The sequence below is a fragment of the Azospirillum sp. TSH20 genome (assembly GCF_003115935.1).
GTDB lineage: Bacteria > Pseudomonadota > Alphaproteobacteria > Azospirillales > Azospirillaceae > Azospirillum.
The window spans coordinates 1-21,229 of the sequence record NZ_LGQU01000064.1 but is presented as its reverse complement, the minus strand read 5'-3'; the positions used below and the strand labels follow the sequence as shown (position 1 = coordinate 21,229).

Below are 21,229 nucleotides of genomic sequence, written 5' to 3'. Positions count from 1 at the left end.
CCGGGCTTTCGAGCATCTGGTACAACGGAAAACGGCGTCGCGCTCATGTCGCGTTACAATGTCAAGGAAACCGAGGCGAAGTGGCAGGGCGTGTGGGACGGCAAGGGCTGTTTCACCGCGCGCGAGGACGCCTCCCGGCCCAAATACTATGTGCTGGAGATGTTCCCCTATCCGTCGGGGCGCATCCACATGGGCCATGTCCGCAACTACACCATCGGCGACGTGATCGCGCGCTTCAAGCGCGCCAAGGGCTTCAACGTCCTGCACCCGATGGGCTGGGACGCCTTCGGCCTGCCGGCCGAGAACGCCGCGCTGGAGAAGAAGGTCCACCCGGCCGCCTGGACGCGCGAGAACATCGCGACCATGCGCGGGCAGCTGAAGACGATGGGCCTGTCCATCGACTGGGACCGCGAGATCGCCACCTGCGACGTGGAGTATTATCGCCACGAGCAGAAGATGTTCCTGGATTTCCTGAAGGCGGGCCTCGCCTACCGCAAGGAATCCTGGGTGAACTGGGACCCGGTGGACAACACCGTTCTCGCCAACGAGCAGGTGATCGACGGCCGCGGCTGGCGCACCGGCGCGCTGGTGGAAAAGCGCAAGCTGTCGCAGTGGTTCCTGAAGATCACCGCCTATGCCGAAGACCTGCTGAAGGGCCTGGAGACGCTGGACCGCTGGCCCGAGCGCGTCCGCATCATGCAGGAGAACTGGATCGGCAAGTCCACCGGCGTCCGCTTCCGCTTCAAAATCAAGGGGCGCGAGGACGAGCTGGAGGTCTTCACCACCCGTCCGGACACGCTGTTCGGCGCCTCCTTCGCCGCGATCTCCCCGAATCACCCGCTGGCCGCCGAACTGGCCGCGTCCAGCCCGGAACTGGCCGAGTTCATCGCCGAGTGCAACCGGCTGGGCACCAGCGAGGAAGCGATCGAGACGGCGGAGAAGCGCGGCTTCGACACCGGCCTGAAGGTCGTGCATCCCTTCGATCCGTCGTGGGAGCTGCCGGTCTATGTCGCCAACTTCGTGCTGATGGAATACGGCACGGGCGCGATCTTCGCCTGCCCGGCGCATGACCAGCGCGACCTGGATTTCGCCCGCAAGTATGGTCTGCCGGTCCGTCCGGTGGTGATCCCCGCCGACGCCGATCCGGCGGCCTTCGATGTCGGGTCCGACGCCTACACCGGCCCCGGCGTGCTGCGGAACTCCGCCTTCCTCGACGGACTCGACACCGAGTCGGCCAAGGACGAGGCCGGCAAGCGGCTGGAGGCGGCGGGCCAGGGCGAGCGCACCACCCAGTACCGCCTGCGCGACTGGGGCGTGTCGCGCCAGCGCTATTGGGGCTGCCCGATCCCGGTCATCCACTGCGAGTCGTGTGGCATCGTCCCGGTTCCGGACGACCAGCTGCCGGTCGTGCTGCCGGAGGACGTGACCTTCGACAAGCCCGGCAACCCGCTGGCCCACCACCCGACCTGGAAGCACACCAGCTGCCCGACCTGCGGCAAGCCGGCGCTGCGCGAGACCGACACCTTCGACACCTTTATCGAGTCGTCCTGGTATTTCGCCCGGTTCTGCTCGCCGAAGATCGAGGATGCCGCCTTCACCCGCGACTCGGTCGACTACTGGCTGGGCGTCGACCAGTATATCGGCGGCATCGAGCATGCGGTCCTGCATCTGCTCTACAGCCGCTTCTGGACGCGCGCGCTGAAGACCTGCGGCTATCTGGATCTGGAGGAGCCGTTCACCGGCCTGTTCACCCAGGGCATGGTCAACCACGAGACCTACAAGGACGCCGGCACCGGCGCCTGGCTGGCCCCGACCGACCTGACCAGGAACGACAAGGGCGAGTGGGTCCGGGCCGACAGCGGCGCGCCGGTCAATGTCGGCCGCGTCGAGAAGATGTCGAAGTCCAAGAAGAACGTGGTGGACCCGGCGCACATCATCGGCACCTATGGCGCCGACGCCGCCCGCCTGTTCATGCTGTCGGACAGCCCGCCGGAACGCGACCTGGAATGGACCGAGGCGGGCATCGACGGCGCGTGGCGCTACATCAACCGCCTGTGGCGGATGGTGACCGAGGCGCCGGTGGAGCTGCCCGCCGCCGGCACGCCTGGACCTGAGTCGTTCGGCCCGAAGGCCGAAGCCGCCCGCCGTCTGGTCCACAAGACCATCGCCGGCGTGTCGGAGGATCTCGACAAGTTCCGCTTCAACAAGGCGGTCGCCCGTGTCCGCGAGCTGTCCAACGCGCTGGGCGAGCTGGACGGCAAGGGCGAGGGCGAGGCCTGGGTCCTGCGCGAAGGCTTCGAGTCGCTGGTCCGCTTGGTCGGCCCGATGATGCCGCATCTGGGCGAGGAGCTGTGGGCGCAGCTGGGGCACACCACCCTGCTGGCCGACCAGCCCTGGCCGGAAGCCGACCCCGCCCTGGTGGTGGAGGACAGCGTCAAGGTCGCCGTCCAGGTCAACGGCAAGCTGCGCGCCACGCTGGAGCTGCCGCGCGACATGGACAAGGACGCGGCGGAGCAGGCGGCGCTTGCCGACGCCAACGTCCAGCGCGCCATGGACGGCAAGCCGGCGCGCAAGGTCATCGTCGTCCCGAACCGGGTGATCAATGTCGTCGTCTGATACCAGACTGTTCCGCCGGAGCCCGATCCGGCAGACCGTGGCGCGGGGGCTGTTCGCCCTCGCGCTCGGTCTGTCCGCCCTGTCGCTGTCCGGCTGCGGCTTCCAGCCGCTCTACGGTGGCCAGGGGGTTGGAGCCGCCGCGGCCGACCGGCTGATGGAGGTCGACATCGCGTCGATCCCCAACCGGGAAGGGCAGAAGCTCCGCAACCTGCTGATCGACAACTTCTATCCGTCGGAGCGGCCGAGCAATCCGCGCTACCGGCTGGATGTGGCGCTGTCGGCGTCGGAGCAGAAGCTGGCCCTGCAGAAGGACGCCACCGCCGTGCGCGCCCAGCTGCTGGTCAACGCCCCCTACCGGCTGACCGACACTCAGACCGGTCAGGTGGTGTTCCAGTCCAGCTCGCGCTCGATGATCAGCTACAACACGCTGGAACAGCATTATGCTGCCATCGAGACGGTGCGGAGCGCCTATGACCGGGCGCTCGAGGACATTTCCAACGACATCACCACCCGCGTCGCCATGTATCTCGGCCGCGGGTCCTGACCGGGCGGGGATGCACGGGTGAAGCTCCAGCCCAAGGCGATCGACGGATTTCTGCGCAGCCCGGACCGCAAGGTTCGGGCGGTGCTGCTTTATGGCCCCGACTCGGGCCTCGTGCGCGACCGCGCCCAGACGATGGGCAAGACGGTGGTGCAGGACCTGTCCGATCCGTTCCGCGTCGCCGAGTTCCTGGGGCGCGCGATCGCCGACGATCCGGCGCGGCTGGCGGACGAGGCCGCGGCGATCTCCTTCACCGGCGGCCGGCGCCTGATCCGTGTCCGCGACGCGGAGGACAACGCCACCGCCGCCTTCACCGCCTTCTTCGAGAATTTGCCGCCGGGCGACAGTCTTGTGGTGGTCGAGTCGGGCGACCTCTCGGCCCGCTCCAAGCTGCGGCTTCTGTTCGAGGGGGATGATGCCGCCGCCGCGATCCCCTGCTATGTCGAGGAGGAGGCGTCGCTCGGCCGCGTCATCGCCGACATCCTGCATGGCCATGGGCTGACCGCCGATCCCGACGTGCTGAGCTTCCTGGCCGCCAACCTCGTCGGCGACCGCATGGTGGCCCGCGGCGAGGCGGAGAAGCTGGCGCTCTATATGGGCGGCGAGAAGCGGGTGCGGCTGGAGGATGCCCAGGCCTGCATCGGCGACAGCGCCGCCCTGTCGATGGACGAGCCGGTGTGGGCGGCGGCGGAGGGCGATTTCGCCACGCTCGACCGCTCGCTGGCGCGGCTGTTCGCCGAGGGCACCTCGCCGGTGCCGATCCTGCGCGGCGCCCAGCGCCATTTCCAGCGCCTGCAACTGCTCACCGCCCAGGTCGCCGCCGGCAAGTCGCCGGAGGCCGCCGTCGAGTCGCTGCGCCCGCCGGTCTTCTTCAAGCTGAAGACCCGGCTGGTCAAACAGGCGCGCCACTGGTCGCCCAACCATGTCCGGCAGGCGCTGGAACGGCTGGTCGACGCCGAGGCCGACTGCAAGCGCACCAACATGCCGGACGAGACGCTGTGCGCCCGCGTGCTGTTCCAGCTGGCTTCGCTGGGCGCGCGGCGTTAACGGGCGCTGACTTGACCATTGGGGGCCGCGCGCTATCTGGCGGGGCATGAGCCACGCCATAGACACCGCGCCACCGCCCGCCCCCTTCCGGGTGCGCTGGTGGCAACCCCTGCTGTTCTGGGTCATCGTCAACGCCTGGGGCTTCGTCGAACGCGGCGGCCAGCCCTTCGCCGGGCATCAGCCGTCGCCCTTGCAGCCGCCGGGATGGGTGTTCCCGGTGATGTGGTTCACGCTGAACGTCTTCCAGATCTGGGGCGACATCCGCCTGCTCGACCCGGCGCGGCGAATCCGCAGCCGTGGCCTGCTGATCGGCCTGCAGGCGGTGACCTGGGTGATCTACGCCACCTTCAGCCTCGTCTATTTCACGCTGGGCAGTTCGATCCTCGCCGCGGCCTGGACGGTGTCCTTCTTCGTCATCACCTCCGCCTGCATCGCGCTGGTGGCGCGGGACGACCGCAGCATCGCGCTGATCTGGACGCCGCTGATCCTGTGGACCGGCTTCGCCTCGGTGGTCGGCGTCCACAACGCGCTGATCAACCCCGATCCGCTGTTCCGCACTCCGGCCCTCTGGGGATAATACCCGGATAAAACCCTTGCATCGAATATCACCCGGGTATAACCAGTCGGGAACGATGATGCATGCGGCGAGGCTGGACGTGGTTGGCAAAGAGGATCGCAAGGCGGCGGTGGCGGCCTACAAGGAGCGCAAGAGCGTGGCCGGCGTGTTCGCCGTCCGCTGTGGGGCCGCCGGTGCGGTGTGGGTGGGCGGCGCGCCCGATCTCGACAAGATCCAGAACCGCCTGTGGTTCCAGTTGAAGATGGGCGGTTGTCCGCACCGCAGCCTGCAGGCGGCATGGAACGCCCATGGGCCTGAGTCGCTGGCCTTCGAAATCGTCGAGCGTCTTGAGGACGAGGACCTTGCCTTCGCCCGCACCGCCGCGCTGAAGGCGCGGGTCGCCCATTGGATCGCGGCGATGGGGGCGGAGGCGATCTGAGCGGAAGGGCTCAGCCCCGGTAGTCGTGGACCCGGCCGGTGAAGTCGGTCACGTGATAGCGGCCCTCGCCCTGCTCCTCGATCCAGGCCGCGGCGGCGGGGGCCTTGCCATGGCCGCCGGGAATGTCGAGGACGTAAGTCGGCTGGCACAGGCCGGACAGCCGGCCGCGCAAGCCGGTCACCAGCGCCTGCCCCTCCGCCAGGGTGGGGCGGAAATGGCTGGTGCCGGCGGCAAGGTCGGGGTGGTGCAGATAGTAGGGCTTCACCCGGTTGCGCACCAGGCCGCGGAACAGCGCCTCCAGCGCCGCATGGCTGTCGTTGATGCCCTTCAGCAGCACGGTCTGGCCGACCAGCGGGATGCCGGCCTCCACCAGCCGGGCGAGGGCGGCGCCCACCGGCGGTGTCAGCTCGTCGGCGTGGTTGATGTGGACGGCGACCCAGGTGGCGAGGTCGGGGGCGGTCAGCGCCTCCAGCAGTTCCGGGGTGACGCGCTCCGGGTCGGCGGCGGGGATGCGGCTGTGCAGGCGGACGATGCCGACATGCGGCATGGCCGACAGCGCCTGGACGATTCCGCGCAGCCGCCGCGGCGACAGCAGCAGCGGATCGCCGCCGGTGATGACGACCTCCCACACCTCCTGGTGATCGCGGATGTAGGCGAGTGCCGCGTCCAGCTCGTCGGCGGTCAGCGCCTCGCCGCCCGGACCGACCATCTCGCGGCGGAAGCAGAAGCGGCAATAGACGGCGCAGGCATGCAGCGGCTTCAGCAGAACCCGGTCGGGATAGCGGTGAACGATGCCCTTCACCGGGCTGCGCGCGCCGTCGCCGATCGGGTCTTCCAGCTCCTCCGGCGTGCTGTACGCCTCGGCGGGGGAGGGGACGTACTGGGCATAGAGCGGATCCTCCGGGTCCGTACGTCCGGCCAGCGTCTCGCGCAGGTACGGGGTCAGCGCCACGGCATAGCGGTCGGCGACCGTACGTACGGCCTCGCCGGCTTCGGGAGTCATCAGCCCGGCGGCCACCAGATCGGAAACGCTGTGCAGGGCCTTCATCGCTCTTTCCCGCTTCGACGGAATGGGTCATGTAGGAAAGCGACCGCTCTTACTCCTGCGAGACCCATGCTGTCGACTCTTCCCCGCCTGATCGGCCACCGCGGCGCCAAGGAAAGCGCCCCGGAAAACACCCTCGCCTCGATCCGCGAAGCCGCCCGCCAGGGCGCCCGCTGGGTGGAGGTGGATGTCATGCTGACCCGCGACCAGCGGCCGGTGCTGATCCACGACGACACCTTGGACCGCACCACCACCGGCACCGGCGCCGTGCCGCTGCTGGATCTGGCGGCGTTGCAGCAGCTCGACGCCGGACGCTGGTTCGACGCCGCCTTCGTCGGCGAACGGGTGCCGACGCTGGAGGAGGCGGTGGACCTGATCCGCGAGTTGGGCCTCGGGCTGAACCTGGAGATCAAGCCTTATCCGGGGCAGGAGGAGATCACGGCGGAGGTGGCGCTGAACACGCTGCGGCCGTTGTGGCCGTCCGACCGGCCGCTCCTGCTCTCCAGTTTCGAGGTTCCCTGCCTGGAGGTGGCGCAGCGGCTGTGGCCGGAGATCCCGCGCGGCTATCTGCTGTGGGACCCGCCGGCCGATTGGGCCGCCATCGCCGACCGCATCGGGGCGGCAACCCTGAACGTCGACCAGAGCCGCCAGACCGCCGACAGCGTGGCGGAATACCGTGCCACCGGCCGGCCGGTGCTGTCCTACACCGTCAACGACGCCGATCGTGCCCGGACGCTGTTCGGCTGGGGCGTGTCGGCGGTCTTCACCGACGCGCCCGGCCGGCTGGCGCAGGAGCTGGGGCCGCTCGCCTGATCGGGCGCCTGATGGTCCGCCAGATGATCCGCCGGGGGACCGGTCGACACGCTGACGCTTCCGTTCGCGACTGCGGCAAATCGTGAACGTTTTTTGCGCGGGGGGATGAATCCGCTCGTAGGGCGCGCCAATTCCTCATATATAGAACCGCACTGGCGATCCCGCCGGAACCCACGCGGATTCCGGTGGAGCCTTTCGTCGTCTGGTATCCGCCGCTTTGGTCCGGCGTCCCACGGGATGCCACGTTCGGTCTTTGGAGGGTTCGTTGAAGGCGTTGAAGCCGTTGCCGATGTCCGGCCGGGAGGTTTTGCCGCTCGTCGAGGGTGGCAAGGGTATTGCCGTGTCCAACGGCGAAAGCTCCGGCGCCTGGGCGGCGGCCGGCGGGATTGGCACCTTCTCGGGTGTCAACGCCGACAGCTATGATGAGAACGGCAACCTTCTGCCGCAGATCTACAAGGGCAAGACCCGGCGCGAGCGCCATGACGAGCTGATCGCCTTCGGCATCGAGGGCGGCATCGCCCAGGCGCGCATCGCGCACGAGACGTCGAACGGCAACGGCCGTATCCACATGAACGTCCTGTGGGAGATGGGCGGCGCCGAGCACATCCTGCACGGCGTGCTGGAAGGCGCCCAGGGTCTGATCCATGGCGTCACATGCGGCGCCGGCATGCCCTACAAGGTGGCCGAGATCGCCGTGCGCTACGGCGTCCATTACTATCCGATCGTCTCGTCGGCCCGCGCCTTCCGCGCGCTGTGGCTGCGCGCCTACCACAAGTTCCGCGACCATCTGGGCGGCGTGGTGTACGAGGATCCGTGGCTGGCCGGCGGTCACAACGGCCTGTCCAACTCGGAAGATCCGCAGAAGCCGGAGGATCCGTTCCCCCGCGTCCTGGCCCTGCGCCAGATGATGAACAGCTTCGGCCTGAACGACACCCCCATCGTGATGGCGGGCGGCGTCTGGTGGCTGTCGGAGTGGGAGGACTGGATCGACAACCCCGATCTGGGTCCGGTCGCCTTCCAGTTCGGCACCCGTCCGCTGCTGACCCAGGAGAGCCCGATCTCCATGGCGTGGAAGCGTAAGCTGGTCGCGCTGCAGCCGGGCGACGTCTTCCTGAACCGCTTCTCCCCCACCGGCTTCTATTCGTCGGCGGTGAAGAACCCGTTCCTGCTGGATTTGATGGGGCGGTCCGAACGTCAGGTCGCCTATCTGTCCAAGCCGGTGGGCGAGCATTCGGCCGAATTCCCGGTCGGTCCGCGCGGCCGTCCGGTCTATGTGACCGAAAGCGACAAGCAGCGCGCCGAGGGCTGGCTGTCCCAGGGCTTCACCACCGCGCTGAAGACGCCGGACAGCACGCTGGTCTTCGTCACGCCCCAGCAGTCCGAGAAGATCCTGCACGATCAGGTCGACTGCATGGGCTGCCTGTCGGCCTGCGGCTTCTCCAACTGGGCGCAGAACGAGGAGGGGACGACGGGCAAGCGCGCCGATCCGCGCTCCTTCTGCATCCAGAAGACGCTCCAGGCGGTCAGCCACACCGACGACTGCGAAAACCAGCTGATGTTCGCCGGGCACAATGCCTACCGCTTCGCCAGCGATCCCTACTACAACGACGGCTTCATCCCCACGGTGAAGCAGCTGGTCGAACGGATCGCCACCGGTTACTGACCGGGCGCATCATTGGACGGGCAAGGCCGCCGGCGGGAGACTGCCGGCGGCCTTTGCATTCGCCCGCCGCGCGTGTGCCGTCCGGTTGACGTCGGTGCGACAATAACTTGCGTGGCCTTTCCGAATGGTTTTACAGTTGAACGGATTGCGGCCATGTGCCGCGGTTCCGTCCCGGACCATGTGTTCGATCCCGATGTCGACAGTACGGGGGCCACGCCCATGATGACCGCCGAACGTCCCTTCAAGCGAGTCCTTGACCGGCTGAACGGTGCCGGTCTGCGCCCGACCCGCCAGCGCCTCGGCCTTGCCCGGCTGCTGTTCGAAGGTTGCGACCGGCACGTCACCGCGGAACAGCTGCATGGCGAGGCGCTGTCCGCCGACCTGCCGGTGTCGCTGGCGACTGTCTACAACACGCTGAACCAGTTCACCGCCGCCGGCCTGCTGCGCGAGGTGGTGGTGGAGGCGGGGAAGTCCTACTTCGACACCAACACCAGCGATCACCACCATTTCTTCGTCGAATCCACCGGCCGGCTGGAGGACATCCCCGCCGACCGGGTGATGGTGCAGAACCTGCCGGCCGCTCCCGCCGGCACCCGCGTCGCCCGCGTCGACGTGATCGTCCGCCTGATCCAGGACGATTGCTGAACCTGCTTTTACCGATCCGGTTCCGCGCTCAGTTCCTGTCGGCCGGTCCCGGTTCGGCGGCGTTGGGCGCGCGGTCGACGAAGGGCCAGCGCATGAAGGCGAAGGCCCACACCGCCAGGACGTTGATGTAAGGGAACAGCAGCAGCAGGATCCACAGCGGGCTGCGCCCGGCCTTGGCCAGGACCCAGCCGCCGGCGATCAGCATGTACATCGTGACGATCGAGCCGATCAGCAGTTCCCAGAAGCCCAGATGGATCACGGTCTCCGTCATGCCGTCCTCCGTGCCTTGACCTTGCGCGCCTGACGCGCCGGCAGGACCGGCCAGCGGCTGTGCGCCATCACGCCGATGGGGACGACATGCCCGAGCGGAACCAGCGAGAACAGGGCCCACAGCGGCGAGAAGCCGGCCCGCCGCAGGATGCGCGACAAGGGCCAGACGATGGCGATCTGGAACAGCATCAGCCCCAAGAACGGCCCCTGACTCAGGCCATCGATGAAATCCTGCAGCATGCCGGTCCGGACCCTCCCTCACATCGTCGTCGGGCAGAGAAGCGCGGGCGGGCGGCTTTGTCGAGCCAAACTTTTCCCGAACCGGGCATCATGCACCGCGTTGCAGGTTCTGCACGGATCAGGGGTGTGCGAACGTGAAATGCCCCGCATCGGCATGCTACAGTTCGCCGCGTCCGGCCTTTCCGGCTTGACGCCATCTCAGAATTCAGATGCGGCGGACCATTCTCTTTGACGGATCTCTCCGAACCGGACGGTGGCGCACGCGGGAGACGGTGGCGCTTATCGTCCCTGCCGCCGGTCGCCGCGTTGCGCATCGGCCTGCTTGTGGCGGTGATCGCCGGCTTCTGGCTGGTCGCCTACGCCGACCTTGACCGCGCGCGCGACCGGGCGATCCAGGACGGGCTGCGCCAGACCGTCAACCTGTCGATCCTTCTGGAGGAGGATGCCCGCCGCGTCATCGTCGTAGCCGGCTATTCCCTGCATGCGATGACGGTGAGCGGGCAGATCCCCGCTCATCTGCTGAGCGACACGGCAGAGCCCCCGGGCGTGGAGTCCGGTCCCGGACCGGCGCTGCGGAGCATGCTGATCGTGGAGCGGGACGGGCGGGTGCGGCAGGCCGCCGGGCTGGACGCCCCGGCCTCGGTCGCCGGGACCCCGCTGGCCGATGCGGTGCGCGACGGTTCGGCGGCCTTCGTCGGGCCATACCAGACGGCCGACGGCGGCTGGCGGGCGGCCATGACCCGGCCCTTGACGGACGGCAGCGGCGTGGCGGTGGCGGTGCTCGACCTCGACCGCTTCACCCGGCTCTACGCCAGCCAGACCATCGGGCCGCTCAGCATCATCCTGCTTTATCGCGAGAACGGCGCGGTCCTGGCCTATTCGCGGACCGGCCTGCGATTGGACCAGGATCGCGCCGCCTTCGCCGCCTTTCTGCCGCGGCTGCCCGCCGGGGAAGCCGCGCGGACGCTGTCCGGCTTCGACCCGGCGGAAGGGCGCGAGCGCATCGGCACGGTCCGCCGGGTGGCGGGGTTGCCGCTGTACGTCTATGTCCGCATCCGCACCGACGACGTGCTGGCCGGCTGGTACAACGACCGCTGGAAACGCGTCCTGGAGACCGCGGCGGTCTCCGTGGTGGTGACGCTGCTGGCCCTGCTGGCCTTGCGGCAGCTCGGTCGGCTGGAGACGACGACGCAGGCGTTGCGGGCCAGCGACCGGCGGTCGCAGGCGCTGTTCGACAGCAGTTTCCAGATCATGGGGTTGCTGTCGCCCGATGGTCGGGTTCTGGCGCTGAACCAGCCGGCCTGCGCGCTGGCCGGGTTGCCGGCCAAAGCCCTGGTCGGGCGCCGCGCCTGGGAGTTCCGCGGCTGGGCCCGCACCGACGAGCTGGCGGCGGGATTCCGTCAATCCATCGAAAAGGCGGCGGCGGGACGATTCGTCCGCTATGAGACCGACGTGGTCACCGACGGCACGACCCGCGTGATGGACGTGACGATCAAGCCGGTGTTCGACGACCGGGGCGCCGTGACGGTGTTGGTGGTCGAGGCGCGCGACATCACCGAACGGGTGGAGGCGGCCGCGCGGCTCGCCGCGGCGCTCGATCAGGCGGAGGCCGCCAACCGCGCCAAGAGCGCCTTCCTGGCGACCATGAGCCACGAGCTGCGCACGCCGCTGAACGCCATCATCGGCTTTTCCGACATCATGCTGCACGAGCTGTTCGGCCCGCTGGGCAGCCCACGCTACCGCGACTATGCCCGCCATGTGCAGAACAGCGGCCGGCACCTGCTCGACCTCATCAACGACGTGCTGGACATGTCGAAGCTGGAGGCCGGGCGCTACACGCTTGATGAAAGCTGGCTGGAACCGGCTGGGGCAATCGAGAATTGCCGGGCGCTGGCCGCGGTGCCGGCCGACGCCGGCGGCGTGCTGCTGGCGGTCGACTGCGCCCCCGGCCTGCCCGGCCTGCTGGCCGACGAGCGCGCGTTGCGGCAGGTGCTGCTGAACCTGCTGTCGAACGCGGTGAAATTCACCCCGCGCGGCGGCCGGGTGACGGTGAGCGCGGCGCAGGAGGAGGACGGCGGGATCGCCATCGCCGTGCGCGACACCGGCATCGGCATTCCGGCCGAGGCGCTGACCCGTATCCTGGAGCCCTTCCAGCAGGCCGACAGCAGCATCCCCGGACGGTTCGGCGGCACCGGGCTGGGGCTGTCGATCTGCCGCGACCTGATGGCCCTGCATGGCGGAAGCCTGTCGATCGAAAGCGAGCCGGGCCGCGGCACCACCGCCACCATCCGCTTTCCGGCGACCCGTGTCGGCCCGCCGGTTGCGGCGGACGGGTTGCCGGCGTAAGCCTGTCGGCAATCAAGCCTGTTGGCGATGGCGCGGATCGAAAGGCGGACGAGATGATCGGGAATGACGGGAAGCCGGTGTCCAAGGAGGAGGTGCGCAAGCACATCGCCGCCTACAACGGCCAGTCGCGCGGCTCCAAGGAATTCGCGGCGATCCCGCGGGCGCTGGTGACCATCCTCGACGGGCTGAAGCCGGGCAAGACCGGCTACGTCAAATGCCTGGACGGGCAGGTGCAGCTGTCGCGCCGCAAGGACAACAGCGTTTCGGCGGGCTGACAAAAGAAAAGCGCCCTTCCCCGAGGCTGGGGAAGGGCGCCCTTCATTGGACCGTCAGGCCGTCAGTGCTTGGCCGCGGCGGCGGCACCGATGCCGGTCTGGGAGCGGACGAACTGGTCCTCGAAAGCCTCGCGCTCGGCACGGGCGGACGCGCTGCTGTCCAGCTTCGACACGATGATGGTGACGAGGAAGGCCAGCGTCATCGAGAACAGGGCCGGCTGCTCGTAGGGGAAGATCGGCGCCGGGTTGTTCAGCACCACGACCCACACGGCGTTCGACAGGATCACCAGCGTGACCGCGGAGATCAGGCCGGCGATGCCGCCCGCCAGCGCGCCGCGGGTGGTCAGGCCCTTCCAGTACATCGACAGGATCAGCACCGGGAAGTTCACCGACGCCGCGACGCCGAAGGTCAGGCCGACCAGGAAGGCGACGTTCTGCTTCTCGAAGGCGATGCCCAGCACCACGGCCAGCACGCCCAGCACCAGCGACGCGATCTTGGACACGCGCATCTCCTCGCGCTCCGTCGCCTCGCCCTTGCGGATGACGCGGGCATAGAGGTCGTGGGCGATGGCCGAGGCGCCGGCCAGCGCCAGACCCGACACCACCGCCAGGATGGTGGCGAAGGCGACCGCCGACAGGAAGCCCAGGAACAGGTCGCCGCCCAGCGCCTTGGCCAGATGCATCACCGGCATGTTGCCGCCGCCGATCAGCTTGCCGCCGACCTTGCCGCCTTCGAAGAACTGCGGGTCGGTGCCGACGATGGTGATCGCCGCCATGCCGAGAACGCAGACGATCAGGAAGAAGAAGCCGATGAAGCCCGAGGCGTAGAAGACCGACTTGCGGGCCTCGCGCGCGTTGGGAACGGTGAAGAAGCGCATCATGATGTGCGGCAGGGCGGCCGTGCCGAACAGCAGGCCCAGCGACAGCGACACCGCCGACACCGGGTCGGCCAGCAGCGTGCCCGGCCCCATGATCTTCACGCCGTCCTTGTGCGCGGCGATGGCGCTCTTGGCGATGGCCTCCAGGCTGAAGCCGAAGCGCGACAGCGCCAGGAAAGCCAGCAGAATGCCGCCGCCCAGCAGCAGCACCGCCTTGATGATCTGCACCCAGGTGGTGGCGATCATGCCGCCGAAGGTGACGTAGACCACCATCAGCACGCCGACCACGATCACCGCGATGTTGTAGTCCAGCCCGAACAGCAGCTTGATCAGCTGGCCGGCGCCGACCATCTGGACGATCAGGTAGAAGCACACCACCGTCAGCGAGCCGATGGCGGCGAAGGTGCGGATCTTGCCCTGGTCCAGCCGATATGAGGCGATGTCGGCGAAGGTGAAGTGGCCGAGGTTGCGCAGCCGCTCCGCCAGCAGGAACAGGATGATCGGCCAGCCGACGAAGAAGCTGATGGTGTAGACGAAGCCGTCATAGCCCTTGGCGAACACCAGGCTCGACAGGCCCAGCAGCGTCGCGGCCGACATATAGTCGCCGGCGATGGCCAGACCGTTCTGGAAGCCGGTGATGCCGCCGCCCGCGGTGTAGAAGTCCGACGTGGAGCGGGTGCGGCTGGCTGCCCAATAGGTGATGCCCAGCGTCATCAGCACGAAGGCGATGAACATGCCGATGGCCGACAGGTTGATCGGCTGCTTTTCCAGCTGCCCGACATCGCCGGCGGCCAGCGCCGGCACGGCGGACAGGGTGGCGGACAGGGTGGCGGCAGCCGCCGCGAGGAGGATCCGGCGGGCGGTCATTGCAGCGTCTCCCGCGTGATCTCGTCGGTCAGGTCCTGAAAACGGCCGTTGGCGAAGTGGGAGTAGACGCCGGTCAGCAGCCAGGACAGGATGATGATCCCCGCCCCGATGGGAAAGCCGACGCTGAGCGACGACTCGTCGGAGATCGGCTTGTGCAGCAGGTCCGGCGCGAAGGCGACCACCATCATGAAGCTGTAATAGCCGACCAGCACGACGGCCGACAGGACCAGGGCCAGCCGGCTGCGCTGGCGGACCAGCTCGTGGAATTTGGGGTTCCGGCGAACCCTCTCGTAAACGGGATTGTTGGCGGGGGAGTGCATGTTTCCTCCAGACGCTGGACGTCCTTGTGGTGCCCGACCCAAATTGATGGGATTCGGCTTATGGCTTTTCGGCTAACAAAACACTGTTTCGCAAATTTCCCGGAAATATGACGAATTGTTTCAGCGCAATTCAGGTAACAATCCCACCGATTCGCATTGAGGCGCGGCGGCGAAGCTGGGATGATGGCGGCAACTCCCCAATTCCCGCATCCTGCCGTCCCCGTCCGGAAAATGATCCGCTCGCCCCTGTTCCTCCGGCTGTTCTCGGCGATCCTGATCTCGCTCGGGCTGTTCTCCGCCGCGGCCTATGTCTTCTCGGTCCCGTTCATCGAGGAGAAGGCTTACGAGATCGAACGCGACGCCAGCCGCACCATCCTCGACAACGTGTTCGAACTGGTCAGCCGCATCCGCGTCGGGCTGGAGGAACAGCGGACGTCGACGGTGGAGTCGTACAAGACCCGCCTGCGCGATGTGCTGGAACTGGCGGTCGGCTATATCGAGCATGTCTATGCCCGCGCCGACCGTGGCGAGATCACGATGGAGGAGGCCCGGCGCGAGGCGATGGAGGGGCTGCACGCCTTCCGCTACGGCAACGGCGACTATGTCTGGGCCATCGGCTACGACTCGGTGATCCTGTCCCACCCGTCGCCCGATTATGAAGGACGGAAGTCCGACGATTTGCGCGACAATCTGGGCCGCCACATCCTGCCCACCATCGTCGCCACCGCCAAGCGCGAGGGGGAGGGGTTCCAGACCTATCCGTGGTGGCGGCCCAACGGTGACGAGCGGGCGCCGAAGCTCAGCTTCTTCAAGGATCTGTCGAAGCGCGGCATCATCGTCGGCACCGGCGCCTATCTGGCCGACGTCGATGCCGAGGTGGAGCGGCGCAAGGCCGAGGCCATCGAGGATCTGCGGCAGGCCCTGCGCAAGCTGCGGATCGCCCGCACCGGCTATCTCTACATCTTCGATTCGGCGAACCGGATGATCATCCACCCGAATTCGAACATCGAGGGCACGGCCTTCGGCGACCGCCTGAATTCGGCCACCGGGCGCCCGATCGCCGAGGATCTGAAGGTTGCCGCGGCCAAGGGGGAGCCGCTGACCTACCTGTGGGACAAGCCCGACGATCCCGGCAACTACGCCTACGAGAAGATCAGCTGGGTCCGGCATTTCGAGGGCTTCGACTGGTACATCGCCTCGTCGGTCTATGTGGACGAGCTGCGGCGGTCGTCGGTGGTGCTGGGCAACCGCATCCTCGCCATCGGCATGGCGCTGATGGCGGCGGGCAGCCTGCTGGGCTACATCGCGGTCGGTCGGCTGGTCCGGCCGCTGCGCCGTCTGGCCGACACCGCGGCGCAGGTGCGCGCCGGCGACCTCGACGCCCAGAGCGGCATCCGCCGCGGCGACGAGATCGGGCTGCTGGGAACCGCCTTCGATGGCATGGTCCGGCAGTTGCGCGACACCGTCGCCACGCTGGACAGCCGGGTGCGCGACCGCACCGCCGCGCTGGCGGAGGCGGAAACCCGGCAGCGCGTGATCCTGGACGCCATTCCCGCCTGCATCGCCGGGCTGGACCGCGACGGCCGGCTGACCTTCGCCAACCTGCGCTGGGCCGAACTGGTCGGGCGCGACAAGGCCGAGGTGATCGGCCGCGACCTTGCCGCCGTGGTCGGCCGGCGCGCCATGGCGGCGCTCGGTTCCCATCTCGACCGCTGCCTGTCGGGGAACGTGGTGACCTTCGAATATGCCTTCCCGCGCGACGGCCGCGACATCGTGACCAAGACGACGCTGATCCCGCATCGCGGCGAGGGCGGACTGGAGGAGGGCGCCGTCACCGGCCTGTTTGTCCTGACGCTGGACATCACCGACGAGAAGCAGACCGAACGCCAGCTGGTGGAGGCGCAACGGCTGAAGGCGGTCGGGCAGCTGTCGGGCGGGCTGGCGCACGACTTCAACAACCTGCTGTCGATCATCATCGGCAACCTGTCGGCGGCGCGCGACCGCTACGCCGCGGTGGAGGGGCTGGACGCCTATCTGGAGCCGGCCCAGCGCGCCGGCCGCCGCGGCGCCGACATCACCGCCCGGCTGCTTGCCTTCTCGCGCCAGCAGCCGTTGAAGCCGGAACCGATCGAGCTGTGCGGCCTGCTGCGCGACATGGCGGTGCTGCTGCGCCGCTCCTTCCCCAGCTCCATCGCCATCGGCGTGCCGGAGGAGGGGCGGGAGTGCTGGACCATCGCCGACCAGACCCAGTTGGAAAACGCGCTGGTCAACCTCGCCATCAACGCGCGCGACGCCATGGCCAACGGCGGGCGGCTCGACATCGCGGTGGGCATCCGCAGGGTGGAGGGCGACCAGTCCTTCGACGAGCCGGTCCGGCCCGACGATTATCTGGAAATCCGCGTCAGCGACACCGGCACCGGCTTCACGCCGGAGGCGCTGGCCCGCGCGGTGGAACCCTTCTTCACGACGAAGGCCTTGGGGTCGGGGCTGGGTCTGTCGATGGTCTACGGCTTCGTCAAGCAGTCGCGCGGCTATCTGCGCATCGACAGCCGGCCGGGGGAGGGCACCGCCGTCACCCTGCTGCTGCCGCGCGCCGAGCCGGTGGCGCGCCTGCAGGACGCCGATCCGGCTTCGGCCGAACCGCAGCCCGGCGGCTGGTCCGGCCAGCTGGCGCTGGTGGCGGAGGACAACGACGATGTGCGGCAGGTGATGCGCCAGCAGCTGGTGGACCTCGGCTTCTCGGTGGTGGAGGCGGCCAGCGGCGACGAGGCGGCGGAGCTGGTGGAGCAGATCGACGGGCTGTCGCTGCTGGTCTCCGACATCGTCATGCCCGGCCTGTCCGGGGTGGAGCTGGCGCGGCGCGTCCGGCTGCTGCGGCCGGCGATGCGGGTGGTTCTGGTCAGCGGATTCGCCGTCGAGTATGGCGACGTCCCCGCTGATGCCGTCATACTGCGCAAGCCATGGGACAAGCGGGAGTTGGTGGCGGCCATCGGCCACGCCGCCGAACCCGCGCCGGCCTGATATGATCGGGCCCAGAGAACGCACCTGATAGAACGCACCTGAAAAAATGCAGGGCGACGAGTGCCGAGGGGAAACGCGCGTGGGACAGAAGAAGCGCATCTATGTGGTCGAGGACGAAGCCGACATCCGCCGGCTGGTGACGGAGGTTCTGGAGGGCTACGGTTATGACGTGTCCTGCTGGGCCAGCGGGCGGGAGGCGCGGGCGGCGATCCAGCGACAGGCCCCCGACCTGTGCCTGGTGGATCTCGGCTTGCCGGACATGGACGGGCTGACCCTGGTGCGCGAGCTGTGGGAGGATGTGCGGTTCGGCGTCATCATCCTGTCCGGGCGCGGCGGCACCTCCGACCGCGTGCTGGGGCTGGAGCTGGGGGCCGACGACTATATCGTGAAGCCGTTCGAGTCGCGGGAACTGGTGGCCCGCGTCAACAGCGCCATCCGCCGCCGCGAACAGCTGTCCAGCGCCGCCGCCCCGGCCGAGACCGCGCGGGCGCGCTTCGGCCCCTGGGTGTTTGATCTGGGCAACCTGACGCTGACCGCCGACGATGGCCGGCAGGAAAGCCTGACGGCGGCGGAGGCCTCGCTTCTGCTGATGCTGCTGAAGGCGCCCAAGCGCGTGCTGTCGCGCGAGCATCTGCAGGGTCCCGACCAGGACCGCGACGACTTTCCCTATGACCGCAGCATCGACGTCCGCATCTCGCGCATCCGCAAGAAGATCGAGGAGGACCCGCGCGCGCCGCGGCTGATCAAGACCGTTTACGGCGCCGGGTACCTGTTCGCGGGAGACGTGACGTGGTTGCGGTAACGGGGCACCCCCTCGCGCCGCCGTGAAACAACGCCAATAACAATTGGTCATAATCCTGAGAAAGTTGCGCAAAGCTGATCTGGTAGAGGCTGTTTCCAACACCGCCGCGCCCAATGTCGGCGCGCAACAAAGAACCCCTGGGGAGAACGGTCCGATGAGTGAAACTGCCGCCGCGGCGAATCAAAGCGTCGATGTCCGCGCCAATCCGTACGAGCGCGATCTCGACCGCAACGCCGCCAATTTCGTCGCCCTGACGCCGCTGACCTTCCTGGAGCGCGCCGCCGCGGTGTGGCCCGACCGTCTGGCCGTCGTCCACGGCCCGGTCCGCCGGACCTGGGCGGAGACCTTCGTCCGCGTGCGCCGTCTGGCCGCGGCGCTGGCGAACCTGGGCATCGGCACCGGCGACACCGTCGCCATGCTGGCCGCCAACACGCCGGAGCTGTTCGAAGCGCATTTCGGCGTGCCGCTGGCCGGGGCCGTGCTGAACGCCATCAACACCCGCCTGGACGCCGAGGCCATCGCCTTCATCCTGAAGCATGGCGAGGCGAAGATCCTGATCGTCGACCGCGAGTTCTCCGGCGTCGCCAAGAAGGCGCTGGCCCTGCTGGACTCGCCGATCCCGGTGGTGGACATCGACGATCCGACCTACACCGGCGGCGAGCTGATCGGTGACCGCGATTACGAGGCCTTCATTAGTGACGTCGGCACCGAGCATCCCTGGACCCCGCCGGCCGACGAATGGCAGGCTATCGCGCTGAACTACACCTCCGGCACCACCGGCAACCCGAAGGGCGTCGTCTATCACCACCGCGGCGCCTACCTGAACGCGGTGTCGAACGCGCTGTCCTGGAACATGGGCGATGCGCCCGTGTATCTGTGGACGCTGCCGATGTTCCACTGCAACGGCTGGTGCTTCCCCTGGACCATCGCGGTCACCGCCGGCACCGCCGTCTGCCTGCGTCAGGTCCGCCCCGACGCCGTGCTGAACCTGATCCGCGAGGAGAAGGTGACCAACTTCTGCGGCGCGCCGATTGTCCTGAACATGCTGAACAACGCCCCGGCGGAGTTGAAGCAGGGCATCGAGCAGAAGGTGAAGGTGATGGTGGCCGGCGCCGCCCCGCCCGCCGCCGTCATCGCCGGCATGGAGCGCATGGGCTGGGAAGTCACCCACGTCTACGGCCTGACCGAATGCTACGGCCCGACCGTGGTCTGTGTCTGGCACGACCGCTGGGACAGCCTGTCGCTGGACGAGAAGGCGGCGATCAAGGCCCGCCAGGGCGTGCGCGGCCCGATGCTGGAGGCGGTGATCGTCGCCGATCCCTTCACGCTGGAGCCGATGCCGAAGGACGGCCGCAGCATGGGCGAGATCATGATGCGCGGCAACAACGTCATGAAGGGGTATCTGAAGAACCCCAAGGCGACCGAAGAGGCCTTCACCGGCGGCTGGTTCCACACCGGCGACCTCGCCGTCTGGCACGAGGACGGGTACGTCGAGATCAAGGACCGCTCGAAGGACATCATCATCTCCGGCGGTGAGAACATCTCGTCGATCGAGGTTGAGGATGTCCTCTACAAGCACCCCGAGGTGCTGGAGGCCGCCGTCGTCGCCCGCCATGACGAGAAGTGGGGCGAGACGCCCTGCGCCTTCGTCACCCTGAAGGACGGCGCCACCGCGACCGAGGCCGATATCATCGCCTTCTGCCGGTCGCACATGGCCCACTTCAAGTGCCCGCGCACGGTGGTGTTCGGCCCGCTGCCGAAGACCTCGACCGGCAAGATCCAGAAATACGTCCTGCGCAAGCAGACCGAGGGGCTGTAAGGGGCGGGGCTTTTTGCCCCCTCCCTAACCCTCCCCCGCTTCGCGGGAGAGGGGACTGCCGCCGTCCTTTGCGATGTCTCTGCAAGCATCCGCCCCCTCCCCCGCCCAGCGGGGGAGGGTCGGGGTGGGGGCAAGTCCCCCCATGCCCACACGCTGCCCAATCCTTAGGGGACCCGCGCCATGAAGATCCTCTGCGCCGTAAAGCGCGTCGTCGATTACAACGTCAAGATCCGGGTCAAGACCGACCAGTCCGGCGTCGAGACGTCCAACGTGAAATTCTCGATGAACCCCTTCGACGAGATCGCCGTCGAAGAGGCGGTGCGCTTGAAGGAAGCCGGTGCGGCGACTGAGATCGTCGTGGTCTCCATCGGCCCGGCCCAGGCGCAGGAGACCCTGCGCACCGCTCTCGCCATGGGGGCGGACCGCGCCATCCTGGTCCAGACCGACGTGGAGACCCAGCCGCTGGCCGTCGCCAAGGTGTTGAAGGCGCTGGTCGAGAAGGAAGCGCCGGGGATGGTGATCCTCGGCAAGCAGGCGATCGACGACGATTGCAACCAGACCGGCCAAATGCTGGCGGCGCTGCTCGGCTGGGGCCAGGGCACCTTCGCCTCGAAGATCGTTGCCGGCGACGGCAAGGTCGCGGTGACCCGCGAGATCGACGGCGGCCTGGAGACCGTGGAGCTGAAGTTGCCGGCGGTGGTGACGGCCGACCTGCGTCTGAACGAGCCGCGCTATGCCTCGCTGCCCAACATCATGAAAGCGAAGAAGAAGCCGCTGGAGACCGTCACGCCGGACAGCCTGGGCGTCGATGTGACGCCGCGGCTGACCACGGTGAAGGTGGCCGAGCCGGCCAAGCGTCAGGCCGGCATCAAGGTGCCGGACGTTGCCACGCTGGTCGACAAGCTGAAGAACGAGGCGCGGGTGATCTGAGCGCCGGCTCCGGTGCCCCCACCCTAACCCTCCCCCGCTACGCAGGGGAGGGAACTGCCGCCGCTCTCCCGCATCAGCACTTTCCCCCTCCCCCAC

Annotated in this window: 19 protein-coding genes; 14 read left to right on the top strand and 5 right to left on the bottom strand. The window is 68.2% G+C overall.

All coding sequences use genetic code 11. From position 1 onward, the window contains the following. Positions 1-45: 45 nt before the first annotated feature. The 5 genes from leuS to TSH20_RS17955 all read left to right on the top strand — a co-directional run bounded on the left by leuS (position 46) and on the right by TSH20_RS17955 (position 5,199). A complete protein-coding gene (gene leuS, locus TSH20_RS17975) occupies positions 46-2,616 on the top strand; it encodes a leucine--tRNA ligase (protein WP_109075997.1) in 2,571 nt (856 codons plus the stop codon). After that, positions 2,603-3,160: an LPS assembly lipoprotein LptE gene (gene lptE / locus TSH20_RS17970; protein WP_247871093.1), complete on the top strand. Its 558-nt coding sequence runs from the start codon at positions 2,603-2,605 to the stop codon at positions 3,158-3,160. The genes leuS and lptE overlap by 14 nt, the downstream gene beginning before the upstream one ends. A gap of 18 nt (positions 3,161-3,178) precedes the next feature. Further along, positions 3,179-4,204 (top strand): DNA polymerase III subunit delta, encoded by a 1,026-nt coding sequence (gene holA / locus TSH20_RS17965; protein ID WP_109075995.1) that lies wholly within the window; start codon positions 3,179-3,181, stop codon positions 4,202-4,204. 46 nt (positions 4,205-4,250) lie between these two features. After that, entirely contained in the window at positions 4,251-4,781 is a 531-nt protein-coding gene (locus TSH20_RS17960) for a TspO/MBR family protein (protein ID WP_109075994.1), read from the top strand. Between the two features lie 79 nt (positions 4,782-4,860). Then, the gene (locus tag TSH20_RS17955) at positions 4,861-5,199 is read left to right on the top strand and encodes a GIY-YIG nuclease family protein (RefSeq protein ID WP_247874485.1); all 339 of its coding nucleotides are present in this window, start codon (positions 4,861-4,863) and stop codon (positions 5,197-5,199) included. 10 nt (positions 5,200-5,209) lie between these two features. On the opposite strand, the gene TSH20_RS17950 is transcribed toward TSH20_RS17955, so the two are convergent. Further along, on the bottom strand, positions 5,210-6,247 hold the full coding sequence (locus TSH20_RS17950) for a lysine-2,3-aminomutase-like protein (protein ID WP_109075992.1): 1,038 nt from the start codon (positions 6,245-6,247) through the stop codon (positions 5,210-5,212). 66 nt (positions 6,248-6,313) lie between these two features. On the opposite strand from TSH20_RS17950, the gene TSH20_RS17945 reads away from it, so the two are divergent. The 3 genes from TSH20_RS17945 to irrA all read left to right on the top strand — a co-directional run bounded on the left by TSH20_RS17945 (position 6,314) and on the right by irrA (position 9,365). Further along, on the top strand, positions 6,314-7,057 hold the full coding sequence (locus TSH20_RS17945) for a glycerophosphoryl diester phosphodiesterase (RefSeq protein WP_109075991.1): 744 nt from the start codon (positions 6,314-6,316) through the stop codon (positions 7,055-7,057). 265 nt (positions 7,058-7,322) lie between these two features. Then, positions 7,323-8,720 (top strand): nitronate monooxygenase, encoded by a 1,398-nt coding sequence (locus TSH20_RS17940; protein WP_169055036.1) that lies wholly within the window; start codon positions 7,323-7,325, stop codon positions 8,718-8,720. A 219-nt stretch (positions 8,721-8,939) separates the two neighbouring features. Then, positions 8,940-9,365 (top strand): iron response transcriptional regulator IrrA, encoded by a 426-nt coding sequence (gene irrA, locus TSH20_RS17935; RefSeq protein ID WP_109076053.1) that lies wholly within the window; start codon positions 8,940-8,942, stop codon positions 9,363-9,365. Between the two features lie 28 nt (positions 9,366-9,393). Here the strand turns inward: irrA and TSH20_RS17930 are convergent, their stop codons facing one another. Beyond that, positions 9,394-9,636, bottom strand: coding sequence for a hypothetical protein (locus tag TSH20_RS17930; RefSeq protein WP_109075989.1), 243 nt, complete (start codon positions 9,634-9,636; stop codon positions 9,394-9,396). Beyond that, positions 9,633-9,875: a hypothetical protein gene (locus tag TSH20_RS17925; RefSeq protein ID WP_085087450.1), complete on the bottom strand. Its 243-nt coding sequence runs from the start codon at positions 9,873-9,875 to the stop codon at positions 9,633-9,635. The genes TSH20_RS17930 and TSH20_RS17925 overlap by 4 nt, the downstream gene beginning before the upstream one ends. Positions 9,876-10,181: 306 nt before the next feature. Between TSH20_RS17925 and TSH20_RS17920 the strand changes: the two genes are divergently transcribed. Further along, positions 10,182-12,221, top strand: coding sequence for an ATP-binding protein (locus TSH20_RS17920; RefSeq protein ID WP_109075988.1), 2,040 nt, complete (start codon positions 10,182-10,184; stop codon positions 12,219-12,221). 53 nt (positions 12,222-12,274) lie between these two features. Next, positions 12,275-12,496, top strand: a complete 222-nt coding sequence (locus TSH20_RS17915; RefSeq protein WP_109075987.1) for a hypothetical protein — start codon at positions 12,275-12,277, stop codon at positions 12,494-12,496. Between the two features lie 62 nt (positions 12,497-12,558). Here the strand turns inward: TSH20_RS17915 and TSH20_RS17910 are convergent, their stop codons facing one another. Both TSH20_RS17910 and TSH20_RS17905 read right to left on the bottom strand, forming a co-directional pair. Continuing rightward, positions 12,559-14,241, bottom strand: a complete 1,683-nt coding sequence (locus TSH20_RS17910) for a cation acetate symporter (RefSeq protein WP_109075986.1) — start codon at positions 14,239-14,241, stop codon at positions 12,559-12,561. Continuing rightward, positions 14,238-14,561 carry a DUF485 domain-containing protein gene (locus tag TSH20_RS17905; protein WP_109075985.1) on the bottom strand — a complete coding sequence of 108 codons (324 nt, stop codon included), beginning with the start codon at positions 14,559-14,561 and terminating at the stop codon, positions 14,238-14,240. The genes TSH20_RS17910 and TSH20_RS17905 overlap by 4 nt, the downstream gene beginning before the upstream one ends. Positions 14,562-14,792: 231 nt before the next feature. Here TSH20_RS17905 and TSH20_RS17900 point away from each other — a divergent pair, with 231 nt between their 5' ends. From TSH20_RS17900 to TSH20_RS17885, 4 genes are all read left to right on the top strand, one after another. After that, positions 14,793-17,582 (top strand): cache domain-containing protein, encoded by a 2,790-nt coding sequence (locus TSH20_RS17900; protein WP_109075984.1) that lies wholly within the window; start codon positions 14,793-14,795, stop codon positions 17,580-17,582. 79 nt (positions 17,583-17,661) lie between these two features. Next, positions 17,662-18,384, top strand: coding sequence for a response regulator transcription factor (locus TSH20_RS17895; RefSeq protein ID WP_109075983.1), 723 nt, complete (start codon positions 17,662-17,664; stop codon positions 18,382-18,384). 154 nt (positions 18,385-18,538) lie between these two features. Further along, on the top strand, positions 18,539-20,203 hold the full coding sequence (locus tag TSH20_RS17890; protein ID WP_109075982.1) for an acyl-CoA synthetase: 1,665 nt from the start codon (positions 18,539-18,541) through the stop codon (positions 20,201-20,203). A gap of 180 nt (positions 20,204-20,383) precedes the next feature. Then, a complete protein-coding gene (locus tag TSH20_RS17885) occupies positions 20,384-21,133 on the top strand; it encodes an electron transfer flavoprotein subunit beta/FixA family protein (protein ID WP_109075981.1) in 750 nt (249 codons plus the stop codon). Positions 21,134-21,229 lie beyond the last annotated feature (96 nt).